We start from the raw sequence: 16,123 nt of genomic DNA, 5'->3' as shown, positions 1-16,123 counted from the left end.
GGTTTTCTAAAAATAACTTACTATTTTGAAGGTTGCGACTGCTTTAAATGCAATCTTAAAATACGACGTAATTCTAAAATCGCCTCTGGTGTGGTCTGAATCGAATGGCCGCCTTTAATAATCAATTCCGACTGCTCACCACCCAAATGTGAACTTTGATAAGGCACAATGCCATCGCTGCTTTTTAATTTATCTGGAGTGCCATTAATATTGCCCATAATCGAGTGATAAACCACGTTGGACGATGGCTGAATGTTTTGTGTGAGCTGCATAAAATTAGAAGAACGACTTAAATTACTCGCCCCATTTTCAATCAAACCTTTTCCGAGTTTCGTATTTTTATCATCTCGCATTTCTACCGCAATGAAAAAATCAGCAGGTAAGCGAATAATACGGCGGGCAATTTGAGTAAACCATCGGTCAGCGTAATCTGTGCCATGATGCGGTGCCGAAACAAAAACAACTCGTTTAAAATATGGCAAAGCTTTGAACTGAAAACGCTCACGAATGACCGGATTTTCTTTTAAACGGTTTAGCTGCGCTTCATTCATTTTTTGTATGGCTTGCGCTGAAACATCTGCATTGCTTACCAACAAACGGCTAATGACGCCTCCCATACTGTGCCCGACCAACACAGCATCGTGTGCGGCATAGCTGTCTTTGGCAATATTTTGAAAAGCCTGATTGAGCAATGAATAAATTTGAAAACGACTTTCAACAATCGGCATGTTGGTTGAATAAAACACCTGCCAGACCTGATAATTTTGCCTTAACTCGGCATCGCCCATAATGTCGTTGGTTAGACTCACCCATGCCTCTGGACTACTTGCCAGACCATGAACAAACACAATAATTTTCTTGTTTGGATTAAAGGGTTCAAGCATATATAAATGCGGCATAATCAAATTAGATTCTTTATTGACTAAAGACCAATAACCCGCTGCACCTAAATTATATTTTGACAGCCAAAGCCCGTAAGGGGCCGAATAGTTTGCGGTCAGCGGATAGTCCACGCCCGCAACTTTTACACGGTCTTGCCGATATGGATCGAACATCGCAATTTCTAACTCTGCCCCCGCAATAATCTGATCGGCTGTGGCTTTTTGTTTTGGGTAAGCAATGGCAGTGACTGGAAAGAAACGTGGTAAATGAATATTCGGGTTAGTTTGATGAGCATAAAAAGCATCGGGGTCTAAAATGAAGCCGTGATTTACATCATTTTCTTTACGCCCAACAATAAACTCTGCCCCTAAACCATCCTTACGGTTAACGGTGTTAAAACCAGAAAAGTTCATGTTATAACTTGAGCGAAAAGTATCGACTTCAATTTTTTGTACATCTAACGCGTGGTCAAAATTGACGTGGTACTCATGCCCATCTGCTTTAAGCAAAGGTGGAAAGCGATGTGTATTTAAATGATTAAAATAGGTGGTCATGAGCTTCGACAAGGCAACGTTATAAAAAATACGTACCTGATTTTGGCGATGGTCAAATACACGATCGAACGGCGACTCTTCAGAGTCAAATAAATAGACATAGCTATAGCGCAAGCTTTTATCGAACAACGCCAGCTCTTGCTCAACACAACTGTTACTTTTACTCGTGACATTACATTGGCTGCTACGCCCCACATCTAAAGCCTTGGCTAAATAAATTTCACTCAGCGCAGCATAGCGTTCTTCTCGACTACTATTTTCAGACAGACTTTGAATTTTATTTAAACAGTCATTAAAATTTTGCAGGCAAGACTTTTCATCTTTTTTGACCAAATACAGTAAGTTTTGAGTTTGATGACTTAAAGTGTTGTCGGTCAAAATACTTTCATTTTTACTTTTTAAAGCATTGCTTAAATCACTTTCTTTTAAATGAATGACCTGACAACCGCTGAGCAGCCCCATTATTGTTATCATTAAATAATGGTAAGACTTTGTCATTGTGCATTCCTTTAACGAATGTGTTCCCCATCAGGTCATTATGCCTGCAAAGTCATAGCTGAACAATTTGAATACGCACTTTTAGTTGGCAAACTTAAGCCCATAAAAAAGCCCGAATTCAATTTAATTCAGGCCAATTCATCTACTACGTTAATTAAGCTTGGTTAAACTTCTGCTGCGAAGCCAAATAAGAAAAATATAAAATGGGTAAAATAAACGGCGCAACACTCCAAAAATCGAAATAGACATATAAAATCGCACCCAAGAAAGCACCAATGATAAAGCCGACAACAATACTGGCACTTTTGAATAAACTTGCCCAATTGGCTGCATTATTGTTTTTCAGCAAGTTGGCAATATCAATACCAAGCTGTGTGGTGTTGCCTGTCATCATGGTGCTTGGGCTAATATTTTTAATGAGCGTTTTACTTGAAGTATTACGAATAGCTAAGGCAATTAGACCCAGCCCACCTGTAAGTGCGACTGTAAGGGCATCGGCATTTTTAAATGGCTCAAAATAAAGCCCTGAAACCATAAAGGCGAACAGAAAAATAGCTTCAAATAAAAATAAATAAGCCAGCGTTTTGTGTTTAACCTGACTACGGTCAATTAACAGTTTGGTAATCACCACCGTCAAAATAAACAATGGAATAGCAGCAAGCTTAATCCAGACCCCTGTACCGCCCTTCACCAAGGCTGCTCCTGCAAGCACCAAGTTGCCCGTCACATGCGCTGTAAAAAAACCAAATAACGCAATAAAGCCAATGGTATCAATTGCTCCACCAACCATAGTCAGTAAAACAGGATCTCGACATATAGCCCATGTACTTTGTGTCTCTTGTTGATTTGAGGTCTCTGGCATTATACTTCCTATCAAATATTGGTTTTTTAATTAGAAATTTTTTGTCAAAAATTTAATATAAATTCCCGTTTTTAATAACAACAGATCTTTATGTAAAAACCTAGCTATTCATTTTAAGTCAGAGTGTATTTAAACCAGATACAATGTAATTGGACTTTTTATTTTTAAAGCTAAGGTAGCTTAAATGCATCACTAAGATGCATTTAAAAAGTTATCTGTCTGTTGAGCTTGTTCATAAGCATCAATAAACTGATTTTGCGGTATCTCTGGTTTAGAAGTACTACAAAATTGCTTTATTGAATTAAGTAGGTCTAGCAATCCCTCTAGGGATAAAATAATTAGGTGCTTTACCATCATTGAGAATTGCTTGGAAATCACTAGCCTCAGCAATAAAGCCACCGACTGAATCACAAACATAGTTTTCAAAATAGTAAACCACTTCTTTTGGTAGAGTACTTTTGCGATCTCTGCCTTTTATCACATCATATGGTCTTGCACCTTCTGGTACATAGACATTGAGGGCCTGACGAATATTTTCAAACAAGCCATCATTGAGCTTTGTTATTGCTGTAATTTTTTCTTTTCGGCCGATTCGCTCTCTCGTTTTACGATGAATAAAACGAGCATATCCACCTTCGCGTATCCATTGATGATATAACGCTATTTGGCCCTGCATTTGCTGTTCAAAAGAGGTTCCCCCTTTGACATATACCATAAAGTTATTTAAATCTTGCTGCCATTTAGAATTTAAAATATAGAAGCTGTTATGGGTAGATCTCTTATCAATTAAAGCACTCATTTCCTTAAGTGTAAAAAACTTTAATCCATAAGCACAGGCACGGTTATACATTGCATGTAAAGTAATACGAGACAAACCTAAAATACGTGCCTGTTCCAGAGGCATATAACCTCCCCCTACATTAGAATGTACACCAGGGTAAACCTTTTGGTCATGAATAAGCCCTTTTACAGTATTTGCAGTAGGTTTACCCGTGGGAGTTAAAGGAAAAGACTGCCGCATTTCAAGAGACGCGACCAAGTGCATACTATGTTCTATATAGTCTTCAATACGTGTTCTATATAACTCAGGATTTTTATTTTGCCCGGCATTACCAATTGACTCTACTGTATCAAAAATACCTAAAAACTTTGCTTTTAAAGGTTTACCCCGATAAAATAATTTTTTATTACTGCCTGCGCCTTGGGTAGTCACATTAGGTGCATACTGTAACCAGTTCATAAAAATACGAGCTTCTGTTGCACCACGTGAGAACCCAAAAGCAGAAATATTAATTTCAGTAATTCCTTTTTGTGTATAAATTTTATCCAAATAATCGACTAACTCAAAAATGGCTTTCTGTAAGCGTTGTTGTATACCTAATGCAACCCCTAAACCCAAAGCTCCTTGTATACCCTTTCCACTTTCACTGTAACCTTGTTTGCGCCACTCAGCATCAGTAATATCAATTTTTCTTCCATTTAAGCTCCGTGCAGCAGCAGTAATTTTGCCTGAATCCACTACTGAGTATTTATCAAACCTAAACTGTGTACCTAAACCTTCATAATAAAATTTTTCTATACCGTTTTTAGAATCTTGTTTATGTGCTTCAAAAAGGGCCACAACATTGGTCTGGTTTAAAGTTGCTGCATCAGTATCTTTATTATTTCCTGTACCATCAAAAAAGAAACTAACCCAAACCGGCACACGACAGGTTTTACAAGGGCTTTCTGTAGCCTTGCCATCTTTTGCTAAAACTTTGGCTGCTATGAGCATATCTCTTACAGAACGGGTTTCATTTTGTATTGCTTGAGTCATAATCGTTATCTTGATATTTTAAAATTTTTTAATCAGGAAATTGGATACGTGCTGCTTGATTTTCAGAAATGGTTCTCCACATTGTTGGAGAATCTAACTGAATATTTTTTGCTTTATTTCCAAGAGCTTTATCAAATAAATCTTTTCTAAAACTTGGTCTACGCATTGAAACCTCTATTACCCCCGTATTATTTGGGAAATAATGTAAAACCGCATATGAACGTGGAGTATCTTTGAGGTTTTCTACAGGAACCTTAATATGGTACTGCTTATAGCCATCGCCTCGATCAGTATAAAAGCTTACATCGGCAGTATCACTGTTTGCTATTAAATGAACACAACAAGCTGTTCCAGCCTCTCCTATACTACCTAAACGATCTGCAGCTCCAGAATTTGTATGCCCCTTACCATTCACAGAGATATCTGCCATACCATATGTACTATAGTTATAGACTAAGAAAGTTAAGTCGACTGTTTCGGCTTGACACGCAACCATTAGTGGTAATAGTGCTGCTGACAGCATTACTTTAAAAATATTCTTCATTATTTCATTCCAATTTCATCGTATTTAATCTGGATATTCTATTCGAGCTGCTTCATTTTCAGGAATCGTTCTCCACATTGTTGGAGAGCTGAGAGTAATTTTCTTAGCCTTTTCACCTAGTGCTTTATCAAATAAATCCTTACGGAAACTTGGCCAACGCATCGTTACCTCTATGACCCCTGTATTATTTGGGAAATAATGTAAAACTGCATATGAACGTGGAGTATCTTTGAGGTTTTCTACAGGAACTTTAATATGGTACTGCTTGTAGCCATCTCCCATATCTGTATAAAAGCTTACATCGGCAGTATCACTGTTTGCCAATAAATGAACACAACAGGCTGTTCCCGAACCGCCTACACTGCCCAATCGCTCTGCTCCATCAGCAATCGTACTACCCTGACCGTTGACCTGAATTTCGCCAAGCCCCTCCGTACTATAGTTATAAACCATAAATGTTAAATCGACCGTTTCGGCTTTACAGGCAACCATGAGCGGGAGTATGGCTGCACAACATAATATTTTTAGAGGGTTTATCAATGTATTATCTCTGTAATAAATATATTTAGACTTGAACTTCTTGATATTTCTTATACCAATCGTCCAGCTCATTTAAATCAATTTCATCAGTCGTTTTTTGAAAACTCATTGCCGTCATTTGAGTTTTATTTAAAGCTTTTTTAAAAGGCCCTTCGACAAGAAGGGATGTTCCAAATTTGTGATATAAAGTACTAAATAAAATTTCATCTTCAAAACTGATTAACTGTTGTTTTTTAGCCTCTTGAAGCAAGTTTATTGCTATTTCATAGAGCTGATAAAAAGGTAACTCTTTTAAATTTTCATCATATTCTTTTAATAGAGGCATTAATCGCATTGGTTTAAGATTAATATTGATCTCTTTAAACTCATCTTCTGAAAAACTTAATGTCGTAAGAATGGAACGATTAGTTGAAACATTATCTAAACGATGAAAAGTATTATCAATATTTTGCCAAATCCAATAATTAATTTTAAATGATAATATTTTTCTCCATTTCAATTCATTTAATACACTTACCGTTGCATGAAAAGCAAAATTGTCTTGAAATCGAAATAAAGCACTTTTTCCATTAGGTTGCTTAATTTCCATCAGTTCTTCAAGATGTTCTTTAATTTGTTCAATTTCAAAATAAGAATTGAAGAAATTTAGCCCACCTTGGTCTCTAATGTTTTTAATTAGCTCAATATTTTTAATACATTCTTCGTGAGTAAAAGAATAAAGTAGTGCTCCATTTTCTTGTAGGTTTTCAGAAAAATCTGAATAGAGGTTTATTTTCTGCCCACCATCAAATGGAAAATCCTTACAAAAAGTATCCACACCTGAAAAAGAACTACTATCGATTAAAAAATAATAAAAGCTTTCATCAACCTCTTCTGTAGGTGCAAATATATTTTCCAAAAAATCTGGCGATTGAGTAAAAATTTCCATGACTATCCCTCAAAACCAACGAAGGCTTCATGTGATTCACTCGCGTTCTTCATACAACTCGCTGTTTTCTCTTTAAATGACCACGTTAGTTTTGGTAAGTCAGCCTTTGTACCACTCAAAAAGACATGCTGCCCTGCTTTAACCTCAAATTTTCCAGTAGTGGTAATAAATACACCGCTTCCATTGATTTTGATTTGGGATTCTTTAGCAGTTAAAGTAATTTCTTCTGGCGAAGTAAGTTCAATATTGGATTTAACAGACAAAATTTTAACAACCTCATTTGCAATCATTTCGATTGATTTTTCATGAGTTTGTATTTCTAACTTTCCTTTGGCACTAATAATTTGCATAAGGTCTTCATAAGAAAAAAGACTTAATTTCTTTTGACTTGCTAAAACCGTATTTTGATCACTCATCAAATTAATATTTTCTTTAGCTGAAATATGGGTATTTGACTGACTTTGAATAAGAATATTTTTAGATGAGTTTAAGGTAATATCTGCTGGACTCGTTAGAATAATAATCGCTTCTTTTAACGTTTGAACTTCTGCCTCTTTACCTGCTGCCTCTAAAGCCTCAATACTCTTTGTCAATGTCGCTAAAGCATCTAGTGCCATAACTTTATGTTCTTTTACATTCTCTTCTAGAACTGTATTCCATTCTTTATGTGTTTTTAAATCAGCAATCGTCTGCTCTAAATTAAGCGCATCTTGAGCTGCATTTTTTTGTTTATATGTTGAAATCAGTAAACCATCACCTGCTCGTACAGCTCCCCATTGATCAGTTCTGAGTTCAAACCCCTGACCTCTACCATCACTCTCCGCCTTCTCTTTAGGATGACTTAAATTACCTAAATTTAACTGACTTGCCCCATGACTACTTTGGAGTTGAGTACTAATCTGCCCGGTCGTATCATCAAAACGAAGTTGGTTAAATCCAGACCCACCTACCTCTTTAGAGCGAATACCACTTAACTTTTTGGTATCGGGTAGCTGACCCTTAAGATCAAATTTGGTAGGTGATCGTTGCCCTTCATGGACTCGACCCGTAACAAATGGACGGTCAATATTTCCATCAAAGAAATCAATCGCAACAATTTCACTCACTCGTGGCAAAAAGCGGGCACCATATCCTTCTCCTGCCCATGGCGTTAATACATCTACCCAAGCAGAATCCGTATCATTGTCATTGCTTCCTGCACCACCATCATGTTGGTGATCATTAGTACGGGTGAATAAAAAACGAACCTTTATACGGCCCCATTCATCTACATGAATTTCCTCTCCATCTAAACCCACTACTTTGGCTCGTTGCACATGGGCTGATGGACGATGTATTAATGGCTCAAACTCTGGAACAATATCTATATAACGACGTACAACCACAAGCTCATTGGCTTGTCGTTCTTGCGCTCGATCATGGCTGACTTGCCAATGGCTCAAACTTAATAGTTGCTCAACTTGATCACGTATATCTTTAGGTAGGTTATTCTGGTTATAAAACCGCTTACTTAAAATCAGAAACTCTTTATCAGAGATTTCATGATTTCTTTCAAGTTCAGGATGTTCATTTAACTGAAACCAATAACCAACTTGAGCATCCCGTACACTGCTTTGAGCAATAAAATATTTTGCCTGTAAAGCTTGATATTGATTTAATTGTTTATTTAATTTTTCAATCTGACTGTTACTTGAAGTAGTTGCCTGATCTTCTCCGTTTAGGTCCGTAATCCAAGCAGGTGCAATTGTCCATGCCTGTTCAAGACTCAAACTTTCATTATCACGCTGTGAACTATGCTGATGTGCACTTAAAACACTGCCACTTGCATCTTCTTGACTCAAGCTATCTGCTTGCCAACGTTGAAGATGGATTGCGGTGGGCTGCAACTGTCTTTGTGCAATAAAACTGGTAATACTGTCATTTTGTTCAGTTGCATGACTTCTATGGTAACGAATAGCCCGACGCTCTAAAACTTTATACTCATGATTATGATCAATAACACGTAGCTTCTGAGGCGCAATCGTCTGGCTATTGCTCAAGACCATCATTTCTGATTCATCAATTAACCAATTGATACCTTCTTCCCGCATCAGACGGGTTAAATATGCATAATCACTTTCATTGGACTGCATAGAAAAAGGTCGAACATCATAACTCTTGGTTAATCCACTGCTATCTATTTGTAAGCTTGCGGCAAATAAAGGACTTTTGTTTTGCCATTCTTTAAAGATAATCTCAATAATTTCTATCGCGCTTTTGTTCATAAACACCCGACTATTACGTCGTTTGTGCCATAAACTGGTAGCATCCTGCATAGTCAGTTTATATAAGCAAAGAGCACCATCGCTTTGCCCTTGACTTGCCCCTGTAATAATTCCTGTCGTTCTAAATAATTTACCCGAATCTGTTACTTGTTCTACTGCAACCTGACAACCAATAAATTGTTTTAACGAAATATAAGGATTTGTTGATAAACAAATAAGTTCAGCGCAGAGACCTTCATTAATCGCATGAAAACCATCAATACGTTGTAAAAAAACCTGATTATTTATTTCGGGATGAGCAAAATAAATATGTACTGCCCGTTTTTGTGAAGCAAAACCAATTTTATCTAAGAAATCAAAAATATTATTTAACATTGTTATTTTAACCACAAATCAACCTATTTATATTAACAAATAGACACAATAACCTCAAACAATGAAATATACTTATCTTTAACAAACAATAATAAAATCAATTAAATAAATATAATAATATTTTTATTAAAAAGTTATCTTAAATAAATTATTTTGCCAAACTGAATAATTATTCCGCAATATTTCTTATTATTAATTAAAAATAAAATATTATTAAATTTTTACTTAATAATTTTTTTCATTCATAAAACATACTTGGTGTATTTCTTTTAATGATTTCATCTTCAAATCAGTTTGACCTCTAAAACTGTTCTAACTATGATGAAACTGCAAGTTGATATTAACTGATTTTGAATGCGAAAGAGTTATACCCAAATATGGGTAATGAAAAACAACAATCACGAGTAGATATATGTCGCTTTATCATTATTTATTTTTTTTAGGGGGATTATTATTTGTATCGATTGCCTCTGCTGGCTATAAAAGTAATGCTCACCGCGACTTTTACTCAAAATGCATCGCAGCCGGACATAGCCGCGCAACGTGTCTGTGTATTTACCGCCGTTTAGAACGTCAATATTCGCCTAAACTCATGCATAATCTTGGAAATTTAAGTCTACAAAGTCCAGAAGTACCGCATGATTTTGTAAAAACTATGATGCGTACCATGCAACAGTGTCGGTCATAAATTTTGCTTAAAATATCTGGCTTTCACTTCTTATATAAATCAATAAAAGTTATTTTTACCTTTTAACTCATTTAGTTTATTCAAGTTATAACTGCATATTACATAGTGTTGTATTAAAGCAAATCGGCAAGATTCCTAATTTCTTCCATGACCGCCTTACAAGCAGGCGTTAAATAACCATGCTTAGAAATAGACAAAGAAATATAACGCTTCAGTTCGGGGTTAATAATTTTTGCAGCTTGAATAGACGTATATTGGCTGGCCTTTTTTAAAGCTTGCGGCCCAAGCATAGTGTAAATGCCAGATTCAGCAACCAAATGCGTTTGCAGACTAATCGAGTCAGCTTCAAACACAATATTGAGCTCTACCCCATTTTCATAAGCCATGTGGTCTAAAAAGTTTCGCCAGTTACTTGGCCTACAAAACGTGACCAACGGTAACTGATTTATTGCTTTAAAGTCGACTTCATTTGCCTGAGTGAGAACATCGCCTTCGCAGCCAACCAAATAGGTATCGGCTTTGGTAAGGTAAACATCGCCTTGTTTAGGTGTTGGATTAAACCGATAGAGAATGGCTAAATCGACGCTACCATCTTCAAGCCATTTTTCTAAATGCACCCCTTGCCCTTCACGCACCGACAGCTTAATTAAGGGATATTTTTGTTGAAGCACTTTATAGAGGGTCGATAACAATGGATGTGCAGTAGACGGCAAACTGGCAATACGAACCGTCCCGATCGGTGTATCGGTCGAATGCAAAATTTCATTATTGAGTTGGTCGGTCACGTTCAGCCATGAACGAATTTTAGGAAGTAAATGCTGGCCTAAATCGGTGAGCTCGACGCCGCGTCCTGTTCGGTTAAATAAACGACCGCCACATTGCGCCTCAAGCTCGTTCATTTGCCGACTTATTTGCGGTTGATTGGTGTTATGCAGCATCGCAACTTTGCTTAAGCTACCAAGTTCCACCGCGTCTAAAAATATTTTCCATAAATCATAATTCATCGATTCCTCCTAAATCGCAAACTAGCACTTTTGAGCTATACATTTTCAGTATAACTGAAATTCAAGAATTGGTAATTCCTACATAGCTTACCTATTTCTATACTCCAATCATGTTCTCTACAACACGATTTAAATCAGATTAAGAACCAGAGAATATTTAATTACACTGTATAGGAAGTACGATTATGAGTTTAGATTTACGTGGATTAACCCCAGCACCTGTGACTCCTTTTACCCGTGACGGACAAGTAGACCATGATGCAATTCAACGTTTAGGTTCATGGTTAGGCAGTATTGATGGTGTGAAAGGCTTGGTTGTTCTTGGGCATGCAGGTGAAGGAACATTCTTGTCGCAAAAAGAACAAATGCAGGTCATCGAAAGCTTTGTTAAATCGGTAGATGACAAAATTCCGGTAATCGCAGGTATTACGCTCGAAGGTACTTCGGTTGCAGCAGAAGAAGCAAAACGTGCAGTCAGCGCTGGTGCTTCGGCAGGCTTAATTTACCCTTCACACGGCTGGTTGCGTTTTGGCTATCAAAAAGGCGCACCACAAGACCGCTATAAAGCAATTTATGAAGAAAGTGGTTTGCCATCTATTTTATTCCAATATCCAGATGCAACGAAGGCCACTTACGACCTAGACACCCTACTCGATATTTCTGCACAGCCAGGCGTGTTTGCCATGAAAAATGGTGTGCGTAACATGCGCCGCTGGGATGTCGAAATTCCGATTATTCGCCGTGAACGTCCAGACTTACAGATTTTGACGTGCCACGATGAATATTTGCTTCACACCATGTTTGATGTAGACGGCGCTTTGGTTGGCTATGGCAACATTGCCCCTGAACTGTTAATTGAAATGATTAAGGCAGGTAAAGCTAAAGATTACGCCAAAGCGCGTGCACTTCACGACCAACTTTTACCAGTGACTCGCAATGTCTATCACCGTGGTTCACACATGGAAGGCACGGTCGCGCTTAAACATGCATTGGTTGCTCGCGGAATTTTGGACCATGCCACTGTGCGTTCGCCACTGCTGCCACTGGCAGATGGTGCTGAGCAAGAAATTCATGATGCGATGCGTCAAGCTGGAATTGGCAAGGTCGATTTAACCCAAGCCGTTGCTTAAATTCTATTCGGGCTAGCATGTACGCTAGCCTTTTTTTACTGTACGCTGCCTGAGGCCAAACATCGGGCATGTCACTTAAAAATAATAATAAAAAGCATGCAAACTGTGGTGAACAGGTAGTGCGAAATAGAACAACAAAACTACGAGGAATGTAGTGATAAGGAGATAGAGATGACAAATCTAGCGGATGTAGAACCAATTAGTCATCATCAAAAAAATGCGGAAATTATTGCAAGACTCGAACGGCTTCCTGTGACCAGACGTTTGCAATTTATGCGAATTACCATTGGTATAGCGACCTTTTTTGACGCTTATACTGTTCTTGCGATTGCCTTTGCTTTACCCCAACTCATTACCGAATGGCATCTGACTCCTGCCTATGTCGGTGCGATCATTGCCGCGGGCTATGTCGGGCAACTGGTCGGTGCCATCTTTTTTGGTTCTCTTGCCGAAAAAGTCGGTCGTTTAAAAGTACTGTCTTTTACCATTTTACTGTTTGTGGCAATGGACATTTCTTGTCTGTTTGCGTGGAGCGGAATGTCGCTGTTAATTTTCCGTTTCTTACAAGGCATAGGAACAGGTGGTGAAGTGCCTGTTGCCAGTGCCTATATTAATGAGTTTATTGGTGCAGAAAAGCGCGGTAAGTTTTTCTTGCTCTATGAAGTTTTATTCCCACTCGGTCTTATGTTTGCAGGCATGGCAGCATTTTTCCTGATGCCAATTTATGGTTGGAAAGTCATGTTTATTGTGGGGCTAGTTCCCTCTTTACTGGTGATTCCTTTACGGTTTTTCTTACCTGAATCACCACGCTGGCTTGCTTCAAAAGGCCGTTTTAAAGAAGCCGATAAAGTTGTCAAAAGCTTTGAAGAAGGTGCCATCAAAAGCGGTAAAACTTTGGCTGAACCTGTGGTTAAAGACATTAACCCGCAAGGCATGGCAAAAACCGACTGGCGTGAGCTGTTCCAAGGCATTTACCGCAAACGTACCTTTACCCTGTGGGGCATGTGGTTCTGCGTCTATATGGTGAACAATGCCATGGTCACTTGGCTGCCATCTCTCTACAAACAACACTTTGGTCTGTCACTTCAAACCAGTTTAGGTTATGGCTGGATTACGTCCGGCGTGGGTGTGATTGCCTCTATTATCTGTGCGTTAATGATTGATAAAGTCGGCCGCCGTCCTTGGTACAGTGCAGCGTTTTTCTTGGCAATCATTCCACTCATGAGCCTCTCGATTTTAGGTGCAAAATCGGCGATGGAAGTTGTGATTTTGGCAACGCTCAGCTATGCCATTTTGCAGACCATTTCATTCTCTTTATACCTTTACGCTGCTGAACTTTACCCTACTCGCCTACGTGCGATGGGCATTGGTTTTAGTACCGCTTGGCTACGTGCTGGCTCTGCAATTGGACCTGTTATGGTCGGTCTGGTGGTCGGTGGCTATGGCATTCAATATGTGTTTAGTGTACTGGCGGTTGTGGCGCTGATTGGTGGCCTTGTGACCTTCTTCTTTGCCATTGAAACCAAAGGCCAAGTGCTCGAAAAACTCTCTCCTTAATTCATCCATTTCATAAAAAGCTTGCCTAACCTCAGCGTTAGGCAAAGGGCTTATTCATGCTTAAAAAAGGAATTTAAAATGAATAAATATTTGCTATGGGGCTGTATTGGTTTAGGCAGTGTGAGCAATGCGTATGCAGAGCTTCCTCAAGAATTTGGCAAGTTAGAATTAAAACTTAACACCCGTTACTGGAACGATGAAGGCACCGCCCACCCTACACTTGCCAACCCTTCGCCTTCGTCGAGTGAATACGAACAAAGTGCATTAGGGCTTGAGTTAAATTATCAGTCACCTTACATGTGGGACTGGCTTGGAGTGGATGGCTCACTCTATGCAGTCACCAAGTTATTTGACTCTGGTAAGCCTAGCGCTCAGCTTTTAGAAGTCGAAAATAATGGCAAGCTCGATCAAAACTTTGCGACTTTAGGGCAGCTCTACATCAAAGCAAAACTGGGCGACAAAGGCGAAATTAAATTAGGCCGTCAGTTGCAAGATTCGCTGTTGCTTAAAAGCACCAATAACCGCGCGGTGCCCGACACTTTTTCGGGTGCAAGTGGTCAGTTTCAACTGAATGATCAGCTACAGACTTACATTGCTTACTATGACCGCTGGAAACCGCGCAGCATGGACTCTTTTGAAAAACTGGTCACTGAAAATGACGAGCGCATTGATTATGTCGGTTTGCTTGGAGCCAAATATCAGTACAAAAACTGGAGCGTGAATGCCGAGTATTTAAATAGCAAAGATTATTTAAAAAAGTACGGGGCAATTGCTCAATATAAATTGCCCTTTCATGGCTTGGTGTGGACATTCAATACAGGTGCTTTTTTCACGCGTGACGATGGCAAGCTGTTTAAATGTGGTGCCGAAACCGAGCTAGACTGTGTCAAAGGCCAAGACATTAACAACCGTGGGAATGGTTATTTTGTCGATGTAAATGTAGCCAAAAATAATATTGAAGGCGGCATTGCCGTTTCAAAGTTTGATGGTTTTTGGATAGAAGATAACTTTGCCGTGCACTCTGACCGCAATTCGGTTTTAACGCAAGACCACGGCACCAACCCGTTTCCGACCTCGTCGACCATTGGCCCTGACTTTACCAATAACGATGAAACCGTGGTTGCCCTTCGGCTGAAATATAACTGGAAAGATTATGTGAAAGGTTTAAAAACTGAGGCGAAGTATATTTATGGCTTTGGCGCTCACCAAAGTAACATTAGCAGTGATGTTGAAGGTAAAGAGCGTTACTTTGACTTTACGGTGAGTTATGCCTTGCCGTGGGTAAAAAACTTAGATGTGCGTTATTCATTTTTACATTATGAATCGAAGTTTGAAAATGCAAACCTAGGTGAAAAAATAAATGGCATGACCCGTAAAGATTGGGACCAGCACCGTGTATTAATTAATTATCGTTATACATTTTAAGAGCAGGCTAAACGTTTAGTTTAGCTTTATTATTTTTATTAATTTATGGCTTTAAATAGATTAACTCTTGAGTTTAATTAAAATATAAATTTATATTTAAAATTTTTATAATATTTTATTTAAATTGAATTGACCTGTTAAAAACTTATGATTATTATGGTCTCGCTGGCACACATTGCTAGTCGGTTTTGACAGACCGAGTATACAGCGTATCAGGTATAAATACTCCCTGAGTATGAGACTTGTGCGCAACTTGCACCTCCCCCTTACCGTTGCGGTAGGACGGGAGGGGGACGCGCTTGCGCGTGCTGGTTTGTATACCCAGTCTGTCAACCCTCTTCCGTTCTACCACCATAATCAATTGACGGTGATCTTTGGTGGTAGAGCTCCATAAATTCTAGGAGTTGACCATGACATTTTTTATATTAATCCCCTATCCTCTCTCGTGATTTTATTTATTTAAAATTTAGGCTTTCTCTCACCTAAAATATTTTAAATTTATAAATAATTTTAATTTAAAAAACTTAATCATTTTATTTTCCTGTTTTTATGGGTGGGTTAACTATTCCCTTTTAAATGATTTTAAGACTTTAAATATAAGCGGCTTATTTTTTATTAATAACTTAGTGAAAATTATCACGAGAATAATATGAAACTTTATAAACCTATTTTGGCTTTAAGCCTTTTAATAGGCGATTACGGTGTTTCTGGTTGTGACATTCAGACTCAGCAGGATTTTGAAGAAATTTGCCTGTCTGGTGGACACACCCAAGCCAGTTGTGACTGTATTTACCAACGGCTTGAACAAGTGTATTCGCATAAGCTCATGCAACGTCTAGAACATGTCAGCTTGCAAAGTCCTGCTCTCCCACAGGACTTTGCCCCTACTTTTTTTAGTGTGATGCGGCGGTGCGATAAAGAAGACATGGGCTAAGCATTTGGCTTAGCTCCCTTATCTCTGTGTCGCAATGGTAGATTACTTTAAATCAGCGCAAAAAATTAAAGTTCTGTTGTGGCACGGGGGCCTTGGAAAATAAGTCAGCTCTACTGAACAAT

General features: G+C 38.5%; 13 protein-coding genes. 5 read left to right on the top strand and 8 right to left on the bottom strand.

Features of this window, described 5'->3' with window-relative positions; genetic code table 11:
* Positions 1-20 precede the first annotated feature (20 nt).
* The 7 genes from I5515_RS11415 to I5515_RS11385 all read right to left on the bottom strand — a co-directional run bounded on the left by I5515_RS11415 (position 21) and on the right by I5515_RS11385 (position 9,263).
* Positions 21-1,934 (bottom strand): esterase/lipase family protein, encoded by a 1,914-nt coding sequence (locus tag I5515_RS11415; protein WP_199966832.1) that lies wholly within the window; start codon positions 1,932-1,934, stop codon positions 21-23.
* 154 nt (positions 1,935-2,088) lie between these two features.
* Positions 2,089-2,796, bottom strand: coding sequence for a YoaK family protein (locus tag I5515_RS11410; protein ID WP_199966830.1), 708 nt, complete (start codon positions 2,794-2,796; stop codon positions 2,089-2,091).
* A 301-nt stretch (positions 2,797-3,097) separates the two neighbouring features.
* The gene (locus I5515_RS11405) at positions 3,098-4,612 is read right to left on the bottom strand and encodes a T6SS phospholipase effector Tle1-like catalytic domain-containing protein (protein ID WP_199966828.1); all 1,515 of its coding nucleotides are present in this window, start codon (positions 4,610-4,612) and stop codon (positions 3,098-3,100) included.
* A gap of 28 nt (positions 4,613-4,640) precedes the next feature.
* Positions 4,641-5,156 carry a hypothetical protein gene (locus tag I5515_RS11400; RefSeq protein ID WP_199966826.1) on the bottom strand — a complete coding sequence of 172 codons (516 nt, stop codon included), beginning with the start codon at positions 5,154-5,156 and terminating at the stop codon, positions 4,641-4,643.
* A 24-nt stretch (positions 5,157-5,180) separates the two neighbouring features.
* A complete protein-coding gene (locus tag I5515_RS11395) occupies positions 5,181-5,648 on the bottom strand; it encodes a DUF3304 domain-containing protein (RefSeq protein ID WP_227562704.1) in 468 nt (155 codons plus the stop codon).
* Between the two features lie 73 nt (positions 5,649-5,721).
* Positions 5,722-6,624, bottom strand: coding sequence for a DUF4123 domain-containing protein (locus tag I5515_RS11390; protein ID WP_199966822.1), 903 nt, complete (start codon positions 6,622-6,624; stop codon positions 5,722-5,724).
* 2 nt (positions 6,625-6,626) lie between these two features.
* Positions 6,627-9,263, bottom strand: coding sequence for a type VI secretion system Vgr family protein (locus I5515_RS11385; protein ID WP_199966820.1), 2,637 nt, complete (start codon positions 9,261-9,263; stop codon positions 6,627-6,629).
* A gap of 412 nt (positions 9,264-9,675) precedes the next feature.
* Between I5515_RS11385 and I5515_RS11380 the strand changes: the two genes are divergently transcribed.
* A complete protein-coding gene (locus I5515_RS11380; RefSeq protein WP_199966818.1) occupies positions 9,676-9,951 on the top strand; it encodes a hypothetical protein in 276 nt (91 codons plus the stop codon).
* Positions 9,952-10,064: 113 nt separating this feature from the next.
* On the opposite strand, the gene I5515_RS11375 is transcribed toward I5515_RS11380, so the two are convergent.
* Positions 10,065-10,955, bottom strand: a complete 891-nt coding sequence (locus I5515_RS11375; protein ID WP_199966816.1) for a LysR family transcriptional regulator — start codon at positions 10,953-10,955, stop codon at positions 10,065-10,067.
* A gap of 185 nt (positions 10,956-11,140) precedes the next feature.
* Here I5515_RS11375 and I5515_RS11370 point away from each other — a divergent pair, with 185 nt between their 5' ends.
* From I5515_RS11370 to I5515_RS11355, 4 genes are all read left to right on the top strand, one after another.
* Positions 11,141-12,085: a dihydrodipicolinate synthase family protein gene (locus tag I5515_RS11370; protein ID WP_005042407.1), complete on the top strand. Its 945-nt coding sequence runs from the start codon at positions 11,141-11,143 to the stop codon at positions 12,083-12,085.
* A gap of 171 nt (positions 12,086-12,256) precedes the next feature.
* Entirely contained in the window at positions 12,257-13,642 is a 1,386-nt protein-coding gene (locus I5515_RS11365; protein ID WP_199966814.1) for an MFS transporter, read from the top strand.
* Between the two features lie 78 nt (positions 13,643-13,720).
* Complete coding sequence (locus I5515_RS11360; RefSeq protein ID WP_199966812.1) at positions 13,721-15,067, top strand: OprD family outer membrane porin; 1,347 nt, start codon at positions 13,721-13,723, stop codon at positions 15,065-15,067.
* Positions 15,068-15,716: 649 nt separating this feature from the next.
* A complete protein-coding gene (locus I5515_RS11355) occupies positions 15,717-16,001 on the top strand; it encodes a hypothetical protein (RefSeq protein WP_134262908.1) in 285 nt (94 codons plus the stop codon).
* The last annotated feature ends 122 nt before the right edge of the window (positions 16,002-16,123 follow it).

It is taken from the genome of Acinetobacter calcoaceticus, assembly GCF_016508255.1.
GTDB classification, from domain to species: domain Bacteria; phylum Pseudomonadota; class Gammaproteobacteria; order Pseudomonadales; family Moraxellaceae; genus Acinetobacter; species Acinetobacter calcoaceticus_E.
Note: the sequence above shows the minus strand (reverse complement) of the source record. Positions and strands in the feature narration are given on the sequence as shown.

What these genes read in the sequence shown, in the direction of transcription:
- I5515_RS11415 (WP_199966832.1), bottom strand. Translation starts at nt 1,934, where the DNA reads ATGACAAAGTCTTACCATTATTTAATGATAACAATAATGGGGCTGCTC.
- I5515_RS11360 (WP_199966812.1), top strand. Translation starts at nt 13,721, where the DNA reads ATGAATAAATATTTGCTATGGGGCTGTATTGGTTTAGGCAGTGTGAGC.
- I5515_RS11395 (WP_227562704.1), bottom strand. Translation starts at nt 5,648, where the DNA reads ATGGTTGCCTGTAAAGCCGAAACGGTCGATTTAACATTTATGGTTTAT.
- I5515_RS11355 (WP_134262908.1), top strand. Translation starts at nt 15,717, where the DNA reads ATGAAACTTTATAAACCTATTTTGGCTTTAAGCCTTTTAATAGGCGAT.
- I5515_RS11375 (WP_199966816.1), bottom strand. Translation starts at nt 10,955, where the DNA reads ATGAATTATGATTTATGGAAAATATTTTTAGACGCGGTGGAACTTGGT.
- I5515_RS11410 (WP_199966830.1), bottom strand. Translation starts at nt 2,796, where the DNA reads ATGCCAGAGACCTCAAATCAACAAGAGACACAAAGTACATGGGCTATA.
- I5515_RS11400 (WP_199966826.1), bottom strand. Translation starts at nt 5,156, where the DNA reads ATGAAGAATATTTTTAAAGTAATGCTGTCAGCAGCACTATTACCACTA.
- I5515_RS11385 (WP_199966820.1), bottom strand. Translation starts at nt 9,263, where the DNA reads ATGTTAAATAATATTTTTGATTTCTTAGATAAAATTGGTTTTGCTTCA.
- I5515_RS11370 (WP_005042407.1), top strand. Translation starts at nt 11,141, where the DNA reads ATGAGTTTAGATTTACGTGGATTAACCCCAGCACCTGTGACTCCTTTT.
- I5515_RS11390 (WP_199966822.1), bottom strand. Translation starts at nt 6,624, where the DNA reads ATGGAAATTTTTACTCAATCGCCAGATTTTTTGGAAAATATATTTGCA.
- I5515_RS11365 (WP_199966814.1), top strand. Translation starts at nt 12,257, where the DNA reads ATGACAAATCTAGCGGATGTAGAACCAATTAGTCATCATCAAAAAAAT.
- I5515_RS11405 (WP_199966828.1), bottom strand. Translation starts at nt 4,612, where the DNA reads ATGACTCAAGCAATACAAAATGAAACCCGTTCTGTAAGAGATATGCTC.
- I5515_RS11380 (WP_199966818.1), top strand. Translation starts at nt 9,676, where the DNA reads ATGTCGCTTTATCATTATTTATTTTTTTTAGGGGGATTATTATTTGTA.